Annotated in this window: 14 protein-coding genes; 8 read left to right on the top strand and 6 right to left on the bottom strand. The window is 65.1% G+C overall.

The window, feature by feature from the left end; all coding sequences use genetic code 11:
* The first annotated feature begins 10 nt into the window (after positions 1 to 10).
* The 5 genes from NLM25_RS41390 (at position 11) to NLM25_RS41370 (ending at position 5,163) form a co-directional block, all read left to right on the top strand.
* Entirely contained in the window at positions 11 to 775 is a 765-nt protein-coding gene (locus NLM25_RS41390; protein WP_254140742.1) for a tetratricopeptide repeat protein, read from the top strand.
* 130 nt (positions 776 to 905) lie between these two features.
* Positions 906 to 2,291 carry a tetratricopeptide repeat protein gene (locus tag NLM25_RS41385; protein ID WP_254140741.1) on the top strand — a complete coding sequence of 462 codons (1,386 nt, stop codon included), beginning with the start codon at positions 906 to 908 and terminating at the stop codon, positions 2,289 to 2,291.
* Positions 2,292 to 2,510: 219 nt separating this feature from the next.
* Complete coding sequence (locus NLM25_RS41380; RefSeq protein ID WP_254140740.1) at positions 2,511 to 4,421, top strand: propionyl-CoA synthetase; 1,911 nt, start codon at positions 2,511 to 2,513, stop codon at positions 4,419 to 4,421.
* Between the two features lie 240 nt (positions 4,422 to 4,661).
* Entirely contained in the window at positions 4,662 to 4,931 is a 270-nt protein-coding gene (locus NLM25_RS41375; RefSeq protein WP_027561414.1) for a hypothetical protein, read from the top strand.
* Between the two features lie 25 nt (positions 4,932 to 4,956).
* Entirely contained in the window at positions 4,957 to 5,163 is a 207-nt protein-coding gene (locus NLM25_RS41370) for a DUF6494 family protein (protein ID WP_254140739.1), read from the top strand.
* A 134-nt stretch (positions 5,164 to 5,297) separates the two neighbouring features.
* On the opposite strand, the gene NLM25_RS41365 is transcribed toward NLM25_RS41370, so the two are convergent.
* On the bottom strand, positions 5,298 to 5,993 hold the full coding sequence (locus tag NLM25_RS41365; protein ID WP_254123656.1) for a DUF1013 domain-containing protein: 696 nt from the start codon (positions 5,991 to 5,993) through the stop codon (positions 5,298 to 5,300).
* Between the two features lie 265 nt (positions 5,994 to 6,258).
* On the opposite strand from NLM25_RS41365, the gene ispH reads away from it, so the two are divergent.
* The 3 genes from ispH to rnhA are packed head-to-tail and all read left to right on the top strand — an operon-like array spanning position 6,259 to position 8,678.
* Positions 6,259 to 7,227, top strand: coding sequence for a 4-hydroxy-3-methylbut-2-enyl diphosphate reductase (ispH, locus tag NLM25_RS41360; protein WP_254140738.1), 969 nt, complete (start codon positions 6,259 to 6,261; stop codon positions 7,225 to 7,227).
* Between the two features lie 6 nt (positions 7,228 to 7,233).
* On the top strand, positions 7,234 to 8,217 hold the full coding sequence (locus tag NLM25_RS41355) for a homoserine kinase (protein ID WP_254140737.1): 984 nt from the start codon (positions 7,234 to 7,236) through the stop codon (positions 8,215 to 8,217).
* Positions 8,214 to 8,678: a ribonuclease HI gene (gene rnhA, locus NLM25_RS41350; RefSeq protein ID WP_254140736.1), complete on the top strand. Its 465-nt coding sequence runs from the start codon at positions 8,214 to 8,216 to the stop codon at positions 8,676 to 8,678. Before NLM25_RS41355 ends, rnhA begins: the two co-directional genes overlap by 4 nt.
* 148 nt (positions 8,679 to 8,826) lie before the next feature.
* Here rnhA and NLM25_RS41345 read toward each other — a convergent pair whose 3' ends face one another.
* From NLM25_RS41345 to NLM25_RS41325, 5 genes are all read right to left on the bottom strand, one after another.
* On the bottom strand, positions 8,827 to 9,312 hold the full coding sequence (locus tag NLM25_RS41345) for a peroxiredoxin (RefSeq protein ID WP_007597501.1): 486 nt from the start codon (positions 9,310 to 9,312) through the stop codon (positions 8,827 to 8,829).
* Positions 9,313 to 9,420: 108 nt separating this feature from the next.
* The gene (locus NLM25_RS41340) at positions 9,421 to 9,975 is read right to left on the bottom strand and encodes a DUF924 family protein (RefSeq protein ID WP_254140735.1); all 555 of its coding nucleotides are present in this window, start codon (positions 9,973 to 9,975) and stop codon (positions 9,421 to 9,423) included.
* A gap of 16 nt (positions 9,976 to 9,991) precedes the next feature.
* Positions 9,992 to 11,677, bottom strand: coding sequence for a long-chain fatty acid--CoA ligase (locus tag NLM25_RS41335; RefSeq protein ID WP_254140734.1), 1,686 nt, complete (start codon positions 11,675 to 11,677; stop codon positions 9,992 to 9,994).
* Positions 11,678 to 11,867: 190 nt separating this feature from the next.
* On the bottom strand, positions 11,868 to 13,325 hold the full coding sequence (locus NLM25_RS41330) for a D-alanyl-D-alanine carboxypeptidase family protein (RefSeq protein ID WP_254140733.1): 1,458 nt from the start codon (positions 13,323 to 13,325) through the stop codon (positions 11,868 to 11,870).
* A gap of 189 nt (positions 13,326 to 13,514) precedes the next feature.
* Complete coding sequence (locus tag NLM25_RS41325; protein WP_254123643.1) at positions 13,515 to 15,311, bottom strand: glucan ABC transporter ATP-binding protein/ permease; 1,797 nt, start codon at positions 15,309 to 15,311, stop codon at positions 13,515 to 13,517.
* Positions 15,312 to 15,382: the final 71 nt, after the last annotated feature.

Below are 15,382 nucleotides of genomic sequence, written 5' to 3'. Positions count from 1 at the left end.
TGCAACAAGCATGCGTTTTCAAAAACTTGTTCAACTGTCAGGGGCCGTCGCGCTCTCCGTGCTGTCGCTCAGCGTGTCCCACGCCGCGACCGGCGGCGAGCCGGCTGCCGTCACGCAGGTCGACATCGCCCCGTGCCTTGCCGCGGCCGCGGCCGACGACATGGACAAGGCCGGTCCCGCCTGCGCGGCGGTCATCGACAACGAGAAGACGGCGAAGGCGGACCTGGTCAAGGCGCTGATCGCGCGCGGCGCGATTCTGGCGCGGCACGATCAGATCGACCGTGCGATCGCCGACGACAGCCGCGCTCTGCTGCTCGATCCCACCCTCGCCGACCTCTTCAACGCCCGTGGCGAGCTCTGGCTGAAGAAGGGCGACAAGCCCAAGGCGGTGCAGGATTTCGGTGCGGCGCTGAAGATCGATCCGAACCACGAGAAAGCCAGGGCCAATCACAAGGCGATGGCGCGCGAGCTCGAGCGGATCGGTGCTCAGATGGCCGTCGCCGGCAAGCCCAGCTTCAATTGCAGGAGCGCGCGCCGTGCCGTGGAAAAGGCGATCTGCGGAAACCGCGAGCTCGCCGACCTCGATCGGGAGATCTTTGGATCGAATGCGCGCGTGATCCGGGAGGCGCGCAGTCCCGCGGAAGCCAAGGCGCTCCAGCGCGAGCAGGACGATTTTATTGCCCGCCGCAATGCGGGGTTCGGCCGGCCGGGGTACGATTTGAAGAAGGCGATGCAGGAGCGGCTGCAACGGATCAACGGGGTCGACGGGTATTGAGGGAATCTTCGCCTTTCCCCGCAAGCGGGAGAGAGAGCGGGCGCCGGCGCGTCCCTGACCCGGCCCGAATTGAACCCATCGCTTCCCCGCCGCGACAATGGTGAAAACCTGATGTCACGGAGCCTTCCCGATGTGCGGCGTGCACCCTTCCGCGCAAACGTCGCCGTTTGCCAAAATCTCGCTGCGCGCCTTCCTCCTCAGCGCTGCGGTGAGCCTGATCCTGGCAGCCCCGGCCTCGGCCGGCACCGGTTGCGTGATGGGCAGCAAGGCCGCGCCGGCCGAACTTGTTCCGGCTTGCAGCGCCATCATCGACCAGGCTTCAAATTCATCCTCCGAGCGCGCCACGGCTCTGCTGGTTCGCGCTGACGCCAATGCGCGGACCTCGGGCGGCCTCACGCAGGCGCTGCGGGATATCGACCGCGCCATCGCGCTCGACGGCAAGAATGCCAAAGCCTGGCGCTTGCGCGGCGATCTCCTGCGCGAGGCCGGCGGCGATCTCAATCGCGCCGCTTCGGACCTCAGCAAGGCGATCGAGCTCGATCCGCAGGATGCGGAGGCCTATGAGCTGCGCGGCGTGGTCTACACCACCCAGCGCAGGCTCGACCGCGCGCTCGCCGATTACGACCAGGCGATCAAGCTGAAGCCGGACGATGCGCAGGCCTGGTCCGATCGCGGCGTGAACTATTATCTCGGCGGCGACAATGAGAAAGCGATCAAGGATCTCAGCGAGGCGCTGCGGCTCGATCCGAACCGGCCGCGCAGCTACACCAACCGCGGCGCGGCCTACAAGAAGCTCGGCCAGCTCGACAAGGCGGTCGCGGACGACGGCGAGGCGATCAGGCTCGATCCAAAGGTGCCCGAATATTTTGACAACCGCGGGCTCACCTATGCTGCAATGAAGGAATACGACAAGGCAATCGCCGATTACGACCAGGCGCTGCGGCTGGCGCCGCGGCCGAACTTCTTCACCAACCGCGGCGATTCCTACCAGCTCAAGGGCGAGCTTGGCACGGCGCTGAGCGACTACGAGGCCGCGCTGAAGATCGATCCGAATTTTGCGCAGACCTATAACAATCGCGCGGTGCTCTACAAGAAGATGGGCGAGCGCAAGAAGGCGCTGGCCGATTACGAGACCGCGCTGAAGCTCGATCCCGGCAACGAGAATGCCGCCGCCGGCCGCCGCACCATGATCTCCGAGATCGCCAAATTCGGTGCCGAGCCGCCGCGCCCTCTCGCAGCGAATTCCGGCAATGGTCCGTCGTTCGACTGCGCCACGGCCAGGCGCGAGGTCGAGAAGGTGATCTGCGCCGATCCGCAACTGGGCGTACTCGACCGCCAGATTGCCGAGACCTATGAGCGCGTGCTCAAGTCCGCGAGCAAGCGCTCGGCCGGCGACCTGCGCAAGACCCAGCGCGATTTCCTCAGCACGCGCAACGCCAGCTTTGGTCGGCCCGGCTATGATCTGCGGAAGGTCATGCAGGATCGCCTGCAGCGGCTGAATGCGATGGAGAGCTAGCCGCCCCTCACCGCAACCCGCTCCGCGCGAGCGAAACTCGTCGCGGCCCCGAACGAACGGGGAGAGGGACGCCATTTCCAGTTCTTTTCAGCTTGAACCGCGGCCCGTTCCCGGGAAAATAGCCCTCAAACTACGCCAGTGCTTGATCCCTGTCATGGCGGGACGTCTGTCCTGCCGCAAGGTCGAGGCCAGGCGGATAAAGGGAACGGGAGCGCGGGAATGAATGCCCAGGGGAAGAGTCTCTATCACGAGGTCCACGCGCGCTCGCTGGCTGATCCCCAGGGCTTTTGGGCCGAGGCGGCCACGGAGATCGACTGGATCGAGCCGCCGAAGACGATTTTCGACGGCGCGCAGGGCGTCTATGGCCGTTGGTACACGGGCGGCGTCGTCAACACCTGCTACAACGCGCTCGACCGCCATGTCGAACGCGGCCGCGCCGACCAGGTCGCGCTGATCCATGATTCGCCGCTGACGAGCGCGGTCACCAAATTCACCTATGCCGAGCTCTTGGCCGAGGTGCAGGCGCTCGGCGCCGTCATGCAGGATTTTGGCGTCGCCAAGGGCGATCGCGTCATCCTCTATATGCCGATGGTGCCGGAGGCGGTGGTCGCGATGCTCGCCTGCGCGCGCATCGGTGCGGTGCACTCGGTGGTGTTCGGCGGCTTTGCCGCCAAGGAGCTCGCCACCCGTATCGACGATGCCCAGCCGAAGCTCATTCTCTCCGCAAGCTGCGGCATCGAGCCCGGCCGCATCGTGCAGTACAAGCCGCTGCTCGACGAGGCGATCAAGCTTGCCGGCACGAAGCCGAAGGCCTGCATCGTGCTGCAGCGTCCGCAGCTCGTCTGCGACCTCACGCCCGGCCGCGACTACGATTGGGCGAGCCTGCGCCGCAAGGCGATCAACGACGGCAAGAAAGCCCCTTGCGTGCCTGTCGCCGCCACCGATCCGCTCTACATCCTCTACACGTCAGGCACGACCGGGATTCCCAAGGGCGTCGTGCGCGACAATGGCGGCCATCTGGTCGCGGTGAAATGGTCGATGTTCAACCTCTATGGCGTCAAGCCGGGCGAGGTCTGGTGGTGCGGCTCCGACATCGGCTGGGTGGTCGGCCACAGCTACATCATCTACGGCCCGCTGCTGCACGGCGCGACCTCGATCATGTATGAGGGCAAGCCGATCGGCACGCCCGATGCCGGCGCGTTCTGGCGCGTCATCAGCGAGCACAAGGCGGTCGCCTTCTTCACCGCGCCGACCGCGTTCCGCGCGATCCGCAAGGAGGATCCGGAAGGCAAGTTCATCCGGCAATACGACCTCTCCAAATTCCGCACGCTGTTCCTCGCCGGCGAGCGCGCCGACCCGCCGACGGTGGAATGGGCCGAGCAGCAGTTGAAGGTGCCGGTGATCGATCATTGGTGGCAGACCGAGACGGGCTGGTGCATCGCCGGCAATCCCGTCGGTCTCGGCATGCTGCCGGTGAAGCATGGCTCGCCGACGGTGCCGATGCCTGGCTACCAGGTCGATGTCGTGGACGAAGCCGCCAAGCCCGTCGGCCCGAACACCATGGGCTCGATCGTCATCAAGCTGCCGATGCCGCCGGGCTGCCTGCCGACGCTGTGGAATCAGGACGACCGGTTCAAGGAAGCCTATCTCACCGAATTCCCCGGCTACTACAAAACCTCCGATGCCGGCTACAAGGACGAGGACGGCTATGTTTTCGTCATGGGCCGCACCGACGACATCATCAACGTCGCCGGCCATCGTCTCTCCACCGGCGGCATGGAGGAGATCCTGGCCTCGCATCCCGACGTCGCCGAATGCGCGGTGCTCGGCGTCAAGGATGCCATCAAGGGCGAGGTGCCCTGCGGCTTCCTGGTGCTCAAGGCCGGCGTGAAGCGGCCGCCCGCGGAGATCGAGAAGGAGATCGTCGCGCTGGTGCGCAACCGGCTCGGCCCGGTCGCTGCCTTCAAGCTCGCCATCACCGTCGGCCGCCTGCCCAAGACGCGCTCGGGAAAGATCCTGCGCGGCACCATCAAGAAGATCGCCGACGGCGAAGCCTGGACCATGCCGGCCACGATCGAGGACCCCAAGGTGCTGGACGAGATCGGCGAGGCGCTGAAGGGGAGGGTGTGAGGTTTGATGTCCGGTCGCCATGCTGGTGAGGCGCGACCCTCTCTCTCCAACCTCAGCCGTCATCACCCGCGAAAGCGGGTGATCCAGTACTCCGCGGCGCGAGATGTGTCCCCAATGTCCGTCGCGGAGTACTGGATTCCCCGCCTTCGCGGGGAATGACAGCGAGTGGGGGAACAGCGCCCAGGGACTTACAATCTCCTCATTCCGCGCTAAACAGGGCCGGCCAACAGGGAACCTCGTATGCCACTCGCCACCGCGCCGCGCCTGCTTGCAGCCGTAGCTCTCGCCATCGCTCTCTCCGCCTGCTCCGCGCGCTACCAGACGCCGGTGGCGATGGGTGGGGACGATGACGACGCGGTCTGCCAGAGCCGGGGCTATGCGCAGGGCTCGCCCGAATACGTGGCCTGCCGCAAGGACCGCGACGTCCAGCGCAATGCCGCCACCGCGCGCGCCGATCGCCGCCAACGCGACCTCGGCGAATACATGCTGAACCACCCCGAGCGGCCGTAGGCCGTCCCGCTCAACGGAGGCCGTTATGAACGAGGACCAGTTCAACACCAGCCTGCGTAAATTCCTGAAGCAAGTCGGTGTCACCTCGCAGCGTGAGATCGAGAAGGCCGTGCGCGATGCGATCGCGGCGGGCCGGATAAAGGGCCATGAGCAGCTCAACGCGAAGATGGTGCTGACGATCGACAGCGTCGGACTCGTCCACGAGATCAACGACACGATCGAGCTGGGCTGACTTGCCGATCGCGCGAGCCGCATATTGACGGCTCCAGCGGCGACGATGGGTGCGATCTTCATCGTAAGCCGAAACAAAAACGCGGCGGGTCATCCCGCCGCGTTTGCATTCGATGAAGAGTTGAGAGGAGGGACTTACTCCTCCTCCTCGTCCTGCTTCTTGCCGCCGAGCGTCTTCAGCTTGGCGAACACGGCGTCGACGTTGAGGTCGTCGCTCGATCGCTCCGCGGGTTCGTACTCGTCCTTCTTGGTGGTCTCGGAGGCCGGCAGCAGCGTGGCGCCGCCATAGGCCGCGTCGATCGGCTTTTCCTTCGCCGCGCGCGCCACTTCGAAATCGAGCTCGATCTGCGAGCAGAGGCCGAGGGTCACCGGGTCGATCGGGGTCAGCTGGGAGGTGTTCCAGTGGGTGCGGTCGCGAACGCTGGCGATGGTGCTCTTGGTGGTGCCGACCAGGCGCATGATCTGGGCGTCCTTGAGCTCCGGATGGCTGCGCAGCAGCCAGAGGATGGCGCTCGGGCGCTCGTGGCGGCGGGAGACCGGCGTGTAGCGCGGGCCCTTGCGCTTCGGCTGCGGCGGCAGCACGACCTTGCTCTCCTGGAGGCGGAGCCGGTAGTCCGGGTTGTTCTCGCCCTTCTCGATCTCCTCACGGGTCAACTGGCCGTTGGAGAGGGGATCCATGCCCTTGATGCCCTGGGCGGCATCGCCGTCGGCGATCGCGCGCACCTCGAGGGGATGCATCTTGGTGAAATCGGCGACCTGGTCGAAGGTCAGCGCGGTGTTGTCGAGCAGCCAAACGGCGGTCGCCTTGGGCATCAGAGGTGCGTTGCTCATGGCAAATCTCCTTTGTGCTTCGCCCACCCCTCTGGAGGCGAAACCGGTGGTCATCAGCGATGACAGGGAATTCGCGCTATATAAGCCCGGAGGGGCTAACCACGCAATGGTTCTGCTATAGATAGTGCCTTGACAGCGGCCTAAAGGGGGCCCAATTCCCTTAGAAGCGCCTGTAAAGTCCTAGCAGACCCTTTTAAGCCCAATTCCATCCATTGACCGCCCCCGCCAGAAGGCGAAACGGGTGATTCGGTCCCGAGATCGCTCAATGTCAGCCAAACCAGACCTTAAGATCGTGCTTTGTTCTCCCCGCGGCTTCTGCGCCGGGGTGGTCCGGGCGATCGACACCGTGGAACGGGCGCTCGATAAATACGGCGCCCCCGTCTATGTTCGCCACGAGATTGTGCACAACAAATACGTCGTCGACGGGTTGAAGAAGAAGGGTGCCATTTTCGTCGAAGAGCTCGCCGAAATCCCGGAAAACACCACCGCGCCGGTGGTGTTCTCGGCCCATGGCGTGCCGAAATCGGTTCCGGCCGACGCCACGTCGCGCAACCTGTTCTCGCTGGATGCGACCTGCCCGCTGGTGACCAAGGTGCACCGCGAGGCCGCGATCCACTTCAAGCGCGGCCGCGAGATCTTCCTGATCGGCCACTCCCACCACCCCGAAGTGGTCGGCACGCTCGGCCAGCTTCCGGTCGGCGCCGTGACCCTGATCGAAACCGCCGAGGACGCCAAGACGATCGTCCCGAAGAACCCCGACAACATCGCCTTCGTGACCCAGACCACGCTGTCGATCGACGACACCGCCGAGATCGTGGCGCTGCTCAAGGAGCGCTTCCCGAACATCAACGGCCCGCACAAGGAAGACATCTGCTACGCCACCACCAACCGCCAGCTCGCGGTGAAGAAGGTGGCGCCGGTGGTCGACGCGCTGATCGTTGTCGGCGCCCCCAATTCGTCGAACTCGCAGCGCCTGCGCGAGGTCGCCGAGCGCGAGGGCTGCGGGATCGCGGTGCTGGCGCAGCGCGCCACCGACATCGACTGGGACAAGTTCGGCAACATCAAGAGCCTCGGCATCACCGCGGGCGCGTCCGCGCCGGAAGTGATCGTCGAGGAGATCATGGACGCGTTCGCCGAGCGCTACACGCTGCATGTCGAGACGGTCTCGGCCGCGGAGGAGAACGAGTTCTTCCCGCTGCCGCGTCAGGTGCGCCCCGAAGCCGCCGCCGAGTAGACCTTTATGGCGGTCTACACCGACGTTGCCGCCGACGAGCTTGCGGATTTCCTGAAGCAATACGATCTCGGCGAATTGCTCTCATACAAGGGCATCGCCGAGGGCGTCGAGAATTCAAACTTCCTGCTGCACACGGGTCAAGGCTCGTTCATCCTCACGCTCTATGAGAAGCGCGTGGCGAAGAACGATCTGCCGTTCTTCCTGGCGCTGATGACGCATCTCGCCGAGCACGGCGTCAACTGCCCGCTGCCGGTAAAGGGCAGAGACGGCGAGGCGCTGCGCGAGCTGTCGGGCCGTCCGGCCGCGATCATCACCTTTCTCGAAGGCGTCTGGCCGCGCAAGCCGAACGCGACCCATTGTGCCGGCGTCGGCGAGGGGCTGGCCAGGATGCATCTGGCCGGCGCCAATTTTGCGATCAAGCGTGGCAATGCGCTGTCGGTCTCGGGCTGGCGGCCGCTGTTCGACGCGGCGGCAAGCCGCGCCGATGAGGTCCAGCCGGGCCTGCATGCGTTTCTCGCCGCCGAGCTCGATTATCTCTCGAGCGGGGTCTGGCCGAACAATCTGCCGGAGGGCGTGATCCACGCCGATCTCTTCAACGACAACGTCTTCTTCCTTGGCGACAAGCTCTCGGGGATCATCGACTTCACCTTCGCCTGCAACGACATGCTGGCCTATGACGTCGCGATCTGCCTGAATGCCTGGTGTTTCGAGCCGGATCATTCGTTCAACGTCACCAAGGCGCGCGCCTTCCTCAATGCCTATGGCCGGGTGCGAAAACTCTCCGAGGCGGAAGAAGCCGCGCTGCCGCTGCTCGCGCGCGGCGCCGCGATCCGCTTCCTGCTGACGCGGCTGGTCGACTGGCTCAACGTCCCTCCGGGCGCGCTGGTCAAGCCGAAGGATCCGCTGGAATATTTCCGCAAGCTGCGCTTCCACCAGAGCGTGTCCAGCGCGCGCGATTACGGGCTGATGCCGTCAGGACTGGTCGCGTGAGCGAGCTTCCCATTGTGACGATCTATACCGACGGCGCCTGCTCGGGAAATCCCGGGCCCGGCGGCTGGGGCGCGATCCTGAAGTTCGGCGACAAGGAAAAAGAGCTGAACGGCGGCGAGCGCCACACCACCAACAACCAGATGGAATTGATGGCGGCGATCTCCGCGCTCGAAGCGCTGAAGAAGCCGTGCACGGTCGATCTCTACACCGACAGCCAGTATGTGCGGCAGGGCATCACCGGCTGGATCCACGGCTGGAAGCGCAACGGCTGGCGTACCGCCGACAAGAAGCCGGTGAAGAATGTCGAGCTATGGCAGCGCCTCGATGCCGCGCTGAAGGCACATGACGTCCGTTGGCATTGGGTCAAGGGCCACGCCGGGCACCCGGAGAACGAGCGGGCGGATCAGCTGGCGCGGGATGGAATCGTGAAGGCGCGATTGCAGCAGCGGGTGGGGGAGTAGGCGTCGAGGAGGCCACACTCTCCGCCGTCATCGCCCGGTTTCGTAGGGTGGGCAAAGCGAAGCGTGCCCACGACTTTTTTAAATCGAGGAAGATGGTGGGCACGGCGCTGACGCGCCTTTGCCCACCCTACGGTACTTCCGCCGTGACTCAGAGCTGCCCGAGCAGCGTATCGCCGCCGGATACCTCGACCTTGCCGGGCATCGCCTCGAGGTTCAGCTTCTTGACCACGCCGTCCTCGACCAGCATCGAATAACGCTTGGAGCGGATGCCGAGGCCGTTGCCGGAGGCGTCGAGCTCCATGCCGATCGCCTTGGCGAAGTCGGCGTTACCGTCGGCGAGGAAGATGGCCTCGTCGCGCTGGTCGGTGTCGCGCTTCCAGGCGTTCATGACGAAAGCGTCATTGACGGAGACGATGGCGATGGTGTCGACGCCCTTGTCCTTCATCGCGTAGGCGTTGAGGAAGATGCTCGGCAGATGCATCTTGTGGCAGGTGCCGGTGTAGGCGCCGGGCACGGCGAACAGCGCCACCTTCTTGCCCTTGAAGATATCGTCGGTGGTCTTCACCTGCGGGCCTTCCGCCGTCATCACGCGGAATTTCGCCTCGGGCAGCTTGTCGCCAGTCTGGATCGCCATCGTCAGTCTCCCTGAAAATCGGTCCCGCTTTTTAGACCGTGCAGCGGGCCTGCACAATATTGCCGGCGGGGAAAGCGGCGAGGGCGGTCGTCTTTCACCGTGATGTCATCAGCCGGCAAACCCGCCGCCGTCGAGGAAAGCCTGCTCCTCCTCGGTGGTGTCGCGGCCGAGGAGGCGGTTGCGGTGGGGGAAGCGGCCGAACCGCTGGATGATGTCGGCGTGCTCCCGCGCGTATTTCAGGTTCTCGGCATTGTCGGTGTCCTGAAACAGCGCGACGCAATGCAATTGGTCGGGCAGGTGCTCGGAATGCATGAAGGGCAAATAGAGGAATTCGAGCAAGATCGGATCGATCCTGCGATCGACGCCCCGATCGATGGCGCGGCGGGTGACGTCGCGCGCCAGCGCGTCGCTGGCAAAGGCCTGCGGCGTACCGCGAAACATGTTGCGGGGAAACTGGTCGAGCACGATGACGAGCGCGAGCGTGCCGTCGTCGCTCGCCTCCCACGAGGACAGCTCGCCGGCAACCGCCTTCTGCCATAGCGGAAGAAAACGGAGCCTGACCTCCGCGTCGAAAGCGTCGTCCCGCTCGTACCAGCGTTCGCGGCCGGCCTCGCGCCAGAAGGCGAGAATGCCGGCCGGGCTGATATTGGCCTCGTCAGTCATGAACCAGAGGCGCGGCTTACGCCGCCTCCGCCTTCTTCTCGTCGCGGAGCTGCCGGCGCAGGATCTTGCCGACATTGGTCTTCGGCAGGTCGGTGCGGAATTCGATGTGCTTGGGCACCTTGTAGCCGGTGAGCTGCTCCTGGCAGAACTTGATCACGGCTTCCGCCGTGAGGTTCGGGTCCTTCTTGACCACGAACGCCTTCACCGCCTCGCCCGACTTGGAATCGGGGATGCCGATCACGGCGCATTCGAGCACGCCCGGATTGCTCGCGATCACTTCCTCGATCTCGTTCGGATAGACGTTGAAGCCGGAGACCAGGATCATGTCCTTCTTGCGGTCCACGATCTTGGTGTATCCCTTCTCGTCCATCACGCCGATATCGCCGGTGCGGAAATAGCCGTCCGCGGTCATCACCTTCGCGGTCTCTTCCGGCCTGTTCCAATAGCCCGACATCACCTGCGGGCCCTTGGCGCAGATCTCGCCGGGCTGGCCGAGCGGCAGCTCGTTGCCGTCATCGTCACGGATCGAGATCCAGGTCGAGGGCACGGGGATGCCGATCGAGCCCGAGAACTCGGTCGTGGTCGCCGGATTGCAGGTCAGCGTCGGCGAGGTCTCCGACAGGCCGTAGCCTTCGGCGATGAAGCAGCCGGTCACGGCCTTCCACTGTTCGGCCACCGGGCGCTGCACCGCCATGCCGCCGCCGTTCGAAATCTTCAGCTTGGAGAAGTCGAGCTTCTTGAAGTCGGGATGGTGCATCAGCCCGTTGTAGAGCGTGTTCACCGCCGGGAAGCTGTTGACCTGGTACTTCGCCAGCTCCTTGATGAAGCCCGCGATGTCGCGCGGATTGGGGATCAGCAGATTGCAGCCGCCAGCGCGCACCGCGAGCAGGTAGCAGGCCGTCAGCGCGAAGATGTGATAGAGCGGCAGCGCGCAGACGATCATGAGCTGATCGACATGCGGAGGTGCGGCCATCGCCGGCTGAAGCCACGCGTCGTTTTGCAGGACGTTGGCGACGATGTTGCGGTGGAGCAGGGTGGCGCCCTTGGAGACGCCGGTGGTGCCGCCGGTATATTGCAGGAAGGCGACGTCGCCCGGCGACAGTTTTGGCTTGTTGAACGTCATGCTGCGGCCGGCCGATACCGCGTCGTTGAAAGACACCGCGCCCGGCAGCGACCAGGCCGGCACCATCTTCTTCACGCGGCGGACGACCAGGTTGACGATCACGCCCTTGAAGCCGAGCAGATCGCCCATGCTGCCGACGATGACATGCTTGACTTGTGTCTTCGCGATCACCTGCTCGACCGTGTGGGCAAAATTCTCCAGCACGATGATGGCTTCGGCGCCGGAATCCTTGAGCTGGTGCTCGAGCTCGCGCGGCGTGTAGAGCGGGTTGACGTTGACCACCGCGAAACCGGCACGCAGCACGGCGGCGGTGGCGACCGGATATTGCAGCACGTTCGGCATCATGATCGCGACGCGCGCGCCGCGCTGGAGACCGCGACCCTGCAAGTAAGCCGCGAGCGCCAGCGACATCTGGTCGAGGTCGCGATAGGTGATCGCCTTGTCCATGCAGATGAACGCCTTGCGGTCGGCGAATTTGGAGAAGCTCTCCTCCAAGAGGTTGACCAGCGATGCGTATTGGGTCGGCTCGATATCAGCGGGCACGCCGGGCGGATATTGCTTGAGCCAGATGCGCTCCATGGAAAACTCCCCTCATTTGCCAGAGCCCGTTGTGTCTCGGGCTTGCCTCATTGCCGGCAGTATCGAGCCTGCCGGAACGGGTGGCAAGCCGGTCGAGGCTTAGGACAAAGGTCAGGGAGTGGCTACTGGAATCGTCGCAAACCGCGCTGCCGCAAGTGCGAAGCGCGGGGCGGTTTTGGCCGCAAGGGCGTTAACTGTTGTTGGCCGGCTTGGCGGCAGGCTTGGTCGCGGCCTTGGGCTTGGCGGGCTTGGCCGCCGGCTCGCCGCTCGCAGCGGGCTTCGCGGCTGCATCAGGCTTTGCTGCAGCGTGCCTGGCCCCGGCCGGTTTGGCCGCGGTCTTGGTGTCGCTCTTGGTATCGCCCTTGGCGCCGGATTTGGCATCCGGCTTCGCCGCCGTCTTGGTGCCCGCGTCTTTCGGCTTGTCAGCTGCGTCCGGCTTCCTGGCGACGCGCGACTTCTTGCCACGCGGCTTTGGCGTGGCCTGCTGGTCGGCATCGGCCGCGACTGCCGCGATCAGGGCGGTGCCGGTGCGGGTCGGGCCGGTATAGACCAGCACGGGTTCGGCCGCAGCGGGAGCGGTGGCCATCAGCTCGGAGGCCTTCATCAGCGGCGGCTGAAGGCCCGCCGTGAAGAAGCTGACCTGGGCTTCGCCGCCGGTGGCGGAAGCCGACCCGGACGTGCCGCCATTGGTGGCGATCAGCGCGTCGTCATCGTCGCTGGCCGGCCGCTTGCGATGACCGCCGCACATGTCCTCGCGCAGGTTCGGCGGTGAGGCGTCGACCGGTACCAGCCTGTCGACGGTGCCGAGCGAGGGGCGCAGCCAGGTGAGATTGTCCTGGCTGAAGCCGCGCTCGAGCAGCTGCGCCGCCTTCACCGCGCGCGCGGTGCCGGAATTGGCGCCGAGCACGACGGCGATCAGCCGGCGGCCGTTGCGCGTCGCCGACGCCACCAGGTTGTAGCCGGAGGCGCAGATGAAGCCGGTCTTAAAACCGTCGGCGCCGGGATAGCGGCCGATCAGCTTGTTGAAATTGCCGGTGACGCGCTTGCCGAAGCGGATCGCCGGGATGTGCACGAAGTACTCGTATTCCGGCAGGTCGCGCAGGAACGAGCGCGCGAGAATGCCGAGGTCGCGGGCCGACGTGATCTGGCCGTCGGCGGGCAGGCCGTTCGGATTGACGTAGCTCGTCTGCGTCATGCCGAGCCTTGCGGCGGTGTCGTTCATCATCGCCGAGAAGCCGTCGATCGAGCCGCCGACGCCTTCGGCGAGCACCACGGCCATGTCGTTCGCCGACTTCACCATCATCATCTTCAGCGCGTTGTCGACGGTGAGCTGCGTTCCCGGACGGAACCCCATCTTCGACGGCGACTGCGATGCGGCCGTCGGCGACACCGTGAGCAGCGTATCGAGCGTGAGCCTGCCGTCCTTCACCGCCTTCAGCGTCACATAGGCGGTCATGATCTTGGTGACGGAGGCCGGATACCAGGGAATGGTCGCGTTCTCCGCCTGCAGCACCTTGCCGCTGTCGGCTTCGATCAGCAGCAGTGCTTCTGCGTTCGCCGTGCGCGGCGCAAGCAGCGCGGTGCATGCGAGGGCCGCAGCGAACAGATTGAACAGGGACTTGCGAAGCAGCGGGCGAAGGGCGTGCACTATCCGATTCCGGTCCTTGGAGACCCGCCTGATACGGTCGGCTCTCGTGATCTGATGTTCGGTTCTGAAATCCGGCGCCGCCGCTTGCGGCGTCGCAAACCTATACCGGCTGTTGCGTCGAGAATAGGGGCTTCGGTGCGGTATTCCGCAATGAAATAGGCCGAATTTCGACGGTGCTGCGGGGACTTGCTAGGGGGATTTGGCCGCAGTCGCGGCAGCCTCAGCGGCCGTCACGCTGGCCCGTGTATTCTCATGAACCATGAACTGGGCCCTGGCGAGCTCGGCGAAATGGCCGCCTTTGGCCACGAGTTCATCGAAAGTTCCGCTTTCGATCACGCGGCCGTTCTCGAACACCAGGATCCGCGTGGCATTGCGGATGGTGGAGAGGCGGTGGGCGATCACGAACGTGGTGCGTCCCTTCATCACTTCGTCGAGAGCGGCGTTCACCTTGGCCTCGGTGACGGCGTCGAGTGCACTGGTGGCCTCGTCCAGGATCAGGATCGGCGGATCCTTCAGCAGCGCGCGGGCGATCGACAGCCGCTGGCGCTCGCCGCCGGAGAGCATGCGGCCGCGCTCGCCGGCATTGGTCGCGAAGCCGCCGCTGCGTTCGATGAATTCGAGCGCCTGCGCGCGCTCGGCGGCCTTGCGCATCTCGGCCTCGGTCGCATCCGGTTTGCCGACGCGCAGATTTTCCTCGATCGAGCGGTTGAACAGCAGCGCTTCCTGGAACACCACGCCGATGTTCCGCCGCAGCGACGTCAGCGTCACGCCGCGCACATCCATGCCGTCGATCCTGATGAAGCCGGATTGCGGATCGAAGGCGCGATGCAACAGCGCGATCGCGGTCGACTTGCCGGCGCCGGTCGGGCCGACCAGCGCGATGGTCTGGCCGGGCAGCGCGGTGAAGGAGAGGTCCTCGATCGCCGGGCGCTTGCCGTCATAGGAGAAGGTGACGTCGTTGAATTCGACGAGGCCGGAGAGCCGCCCCGCATCGATTGCGTCGGGGCGGTCGTGCACCGCGGGCACCGCATCGAGCACGTTGAAGAATTCGCGCAGGCGCGGGGCTTCCATGAACACGTTGTTGATGAAGCTGACGACCTGCTCGAGCTTCTGGATCAGCATGGTCGCGAAGCTCACGAACATCACGATCTCGCCGACGGTGGTGAGCCCCTGGTCGTGCAACGCGATGCCGAGCGAGAAGATCGCGAGCACCGTGATGGTGGTGGAGGCGCGGGTGATGACGGTGACGAGCGCCCACCATGACAGCACCGGCATCTGCGCGGCCAGCAGATCGTCGGCGACGGAACGCAGTCCCTTCACCTCGGATTCGACACGGACAAAGCTCTGCACCAGCGCGACGTTGCCGAGCGCGTCGGAGGCGCGCGCGGAGAGCTCGCTGTAGTGCTCCTCGACCTCCATCTGCATGCCGAAGGTCCTGCGCACGACGAAGGTCGTCAGCGCCGTGAAGACGATGCAGAGCACGAACAGCAGGATCGCGAGCCGCCAGTTCAGGTAGAGCGACAGCGGCAGCAGCACCACGACCGACAGGATCGCGGCAAAGTGCTCGCGGAAGAAGCCGAGCCAGAGCCGCCATAGCGCATCGGTGCCGTTGAGCATCACCTTCATCAGCCGGCCCGAATGGGTGCCGGAATGGAAGGTCAGCGGCAGTTGCAGGATGTGCTCGAAATAGTCGGTCAGCACCGCCTGGCGCTGGCGGTGGGAGAGCCGGTCGGCCTGCAGCGCCACGAGCGCGCTGCAGACGATGGTGAACAGCCCGAACGCCACCCAGGCCATCAGGAACGGCCAGGCCGAGTTCGATCCGGCGACCGTCTTGCCGGAGAGCACGTCGACGATCCGGCCGAACAGCACGGGTTCCGCGAATTGCGAGGCGGCCAGCAGGAGATTGGCAAACGCCAGCAACCAGCCCAGCCGCGCCTCCTTGCCGAGCAGTTCGAGAACGCGGGTGTAGAGGCGGAGGATGGGCATGCGGGCGAAGAACTCGGGCTCTTGAGTCAAAGGTGAGCCCGTATTCTAAGCAGGGTCGCCCGCGAGATACA

Source organism: Bradyrhizobium sp. CCGB01 (genome assembly GCF_024199795.1).
Lineage (GTDB): Bacteria > Pseudomonadota > Alphaproteobacteria > Rhizobiales > Xanthobacteraceae > Bradyrhizobium.
Note: the sequence above shows the minus strand (reverse complement) of the source record. Positions and strands in the feature narration are given on the sequence as shown.

Bases quoted from the DNA above. Each gene is read 5' to 3' on its own strand.
- NLM25_RS41370 (WP_254140739.1), top strand. From the start codon at position 4,957: ATGAACGAGGACCAGTTCAACACCAGCCTGCGTAAATTCCTGAAGCAA.
- NLM25_RS41380 (WP_254140740.1), top strand. From the start codon at position 2,511: ATGAATGCCCAGGGGAAGAGTCTCTATCACGAGGTCCACGCGCGCTCG.
- ispH (WP_254140738.1), top strand. From the start codon at position 6,259: ATGTCAGCCAAACCAGACCTTAAGATCGTGCTTTGTTCTCCCCGCGGC.
- NLM25_RS41335 (WP_254140734.1), bottom strand. From the start codon at position 11,677: ATGGAGCGCATCTGGCTCAAGCAATATCCGCCCGGCGTGCCCGCTGAT.
- NLM25_RS41355 (WP_254140737.1), top strand. From the start codon at position 7,234: ATGGCGGTCTACACCGACGTTGCCGCCGACGAGCTTGCGGATTTCCTG.
- NLM25_RS41325 (WP_254123643.1), bottom strand. From the start codon at position 15,311: ATGCCCATCCTCCGCCTCTACACCCGCGTTCTCGAACTGCTCGGCAAG.
- NLM25_RS41390 (WP_254140742.1), top strand. From the start codon at position 11: ATGCGTTTTCAAAAACTTGTTCAACTGTCAGGGGCCGTCGCGCTCTCC.
- NLM25_RS41375 (WP_027561414.1), top strand. From the start codon at position 4,662: ATGCCACTCGCCACCGCGCCGCGCCTGCTTGCAGCCGTAGCTCTCGCC.
- NLM25_RS41365 (WP_254123656.1), bottom strand. From the start codon at position 5,993: ATGAGCAACGCACCTCTGATGCCCAAGGCGACCGCCGTTTGGCTGCTC.
- NLM25_RS41345 (WP_007597501.1), bottom strand. From the start codon at position 9,312: ATGGCGATCCAGACTGGCGACAAGCTGCCCGAGGCGAAATTCCGCGTG.
- NLM25_RS41340 (WP_254140735.1), bottom strand. From the start codon at position 9,975: ATGACTGACGAGGCCAATATCAGCCCGGCCGGCATTCTCGCCTTCTGG.
- NLM25_RS41385 (WP_254140741.1), top strand. From the start codon at position 906: ATGTGCGGCGTGCACCCTTCCGCGCAAACGTCGCCGTTTGCCAAAATC.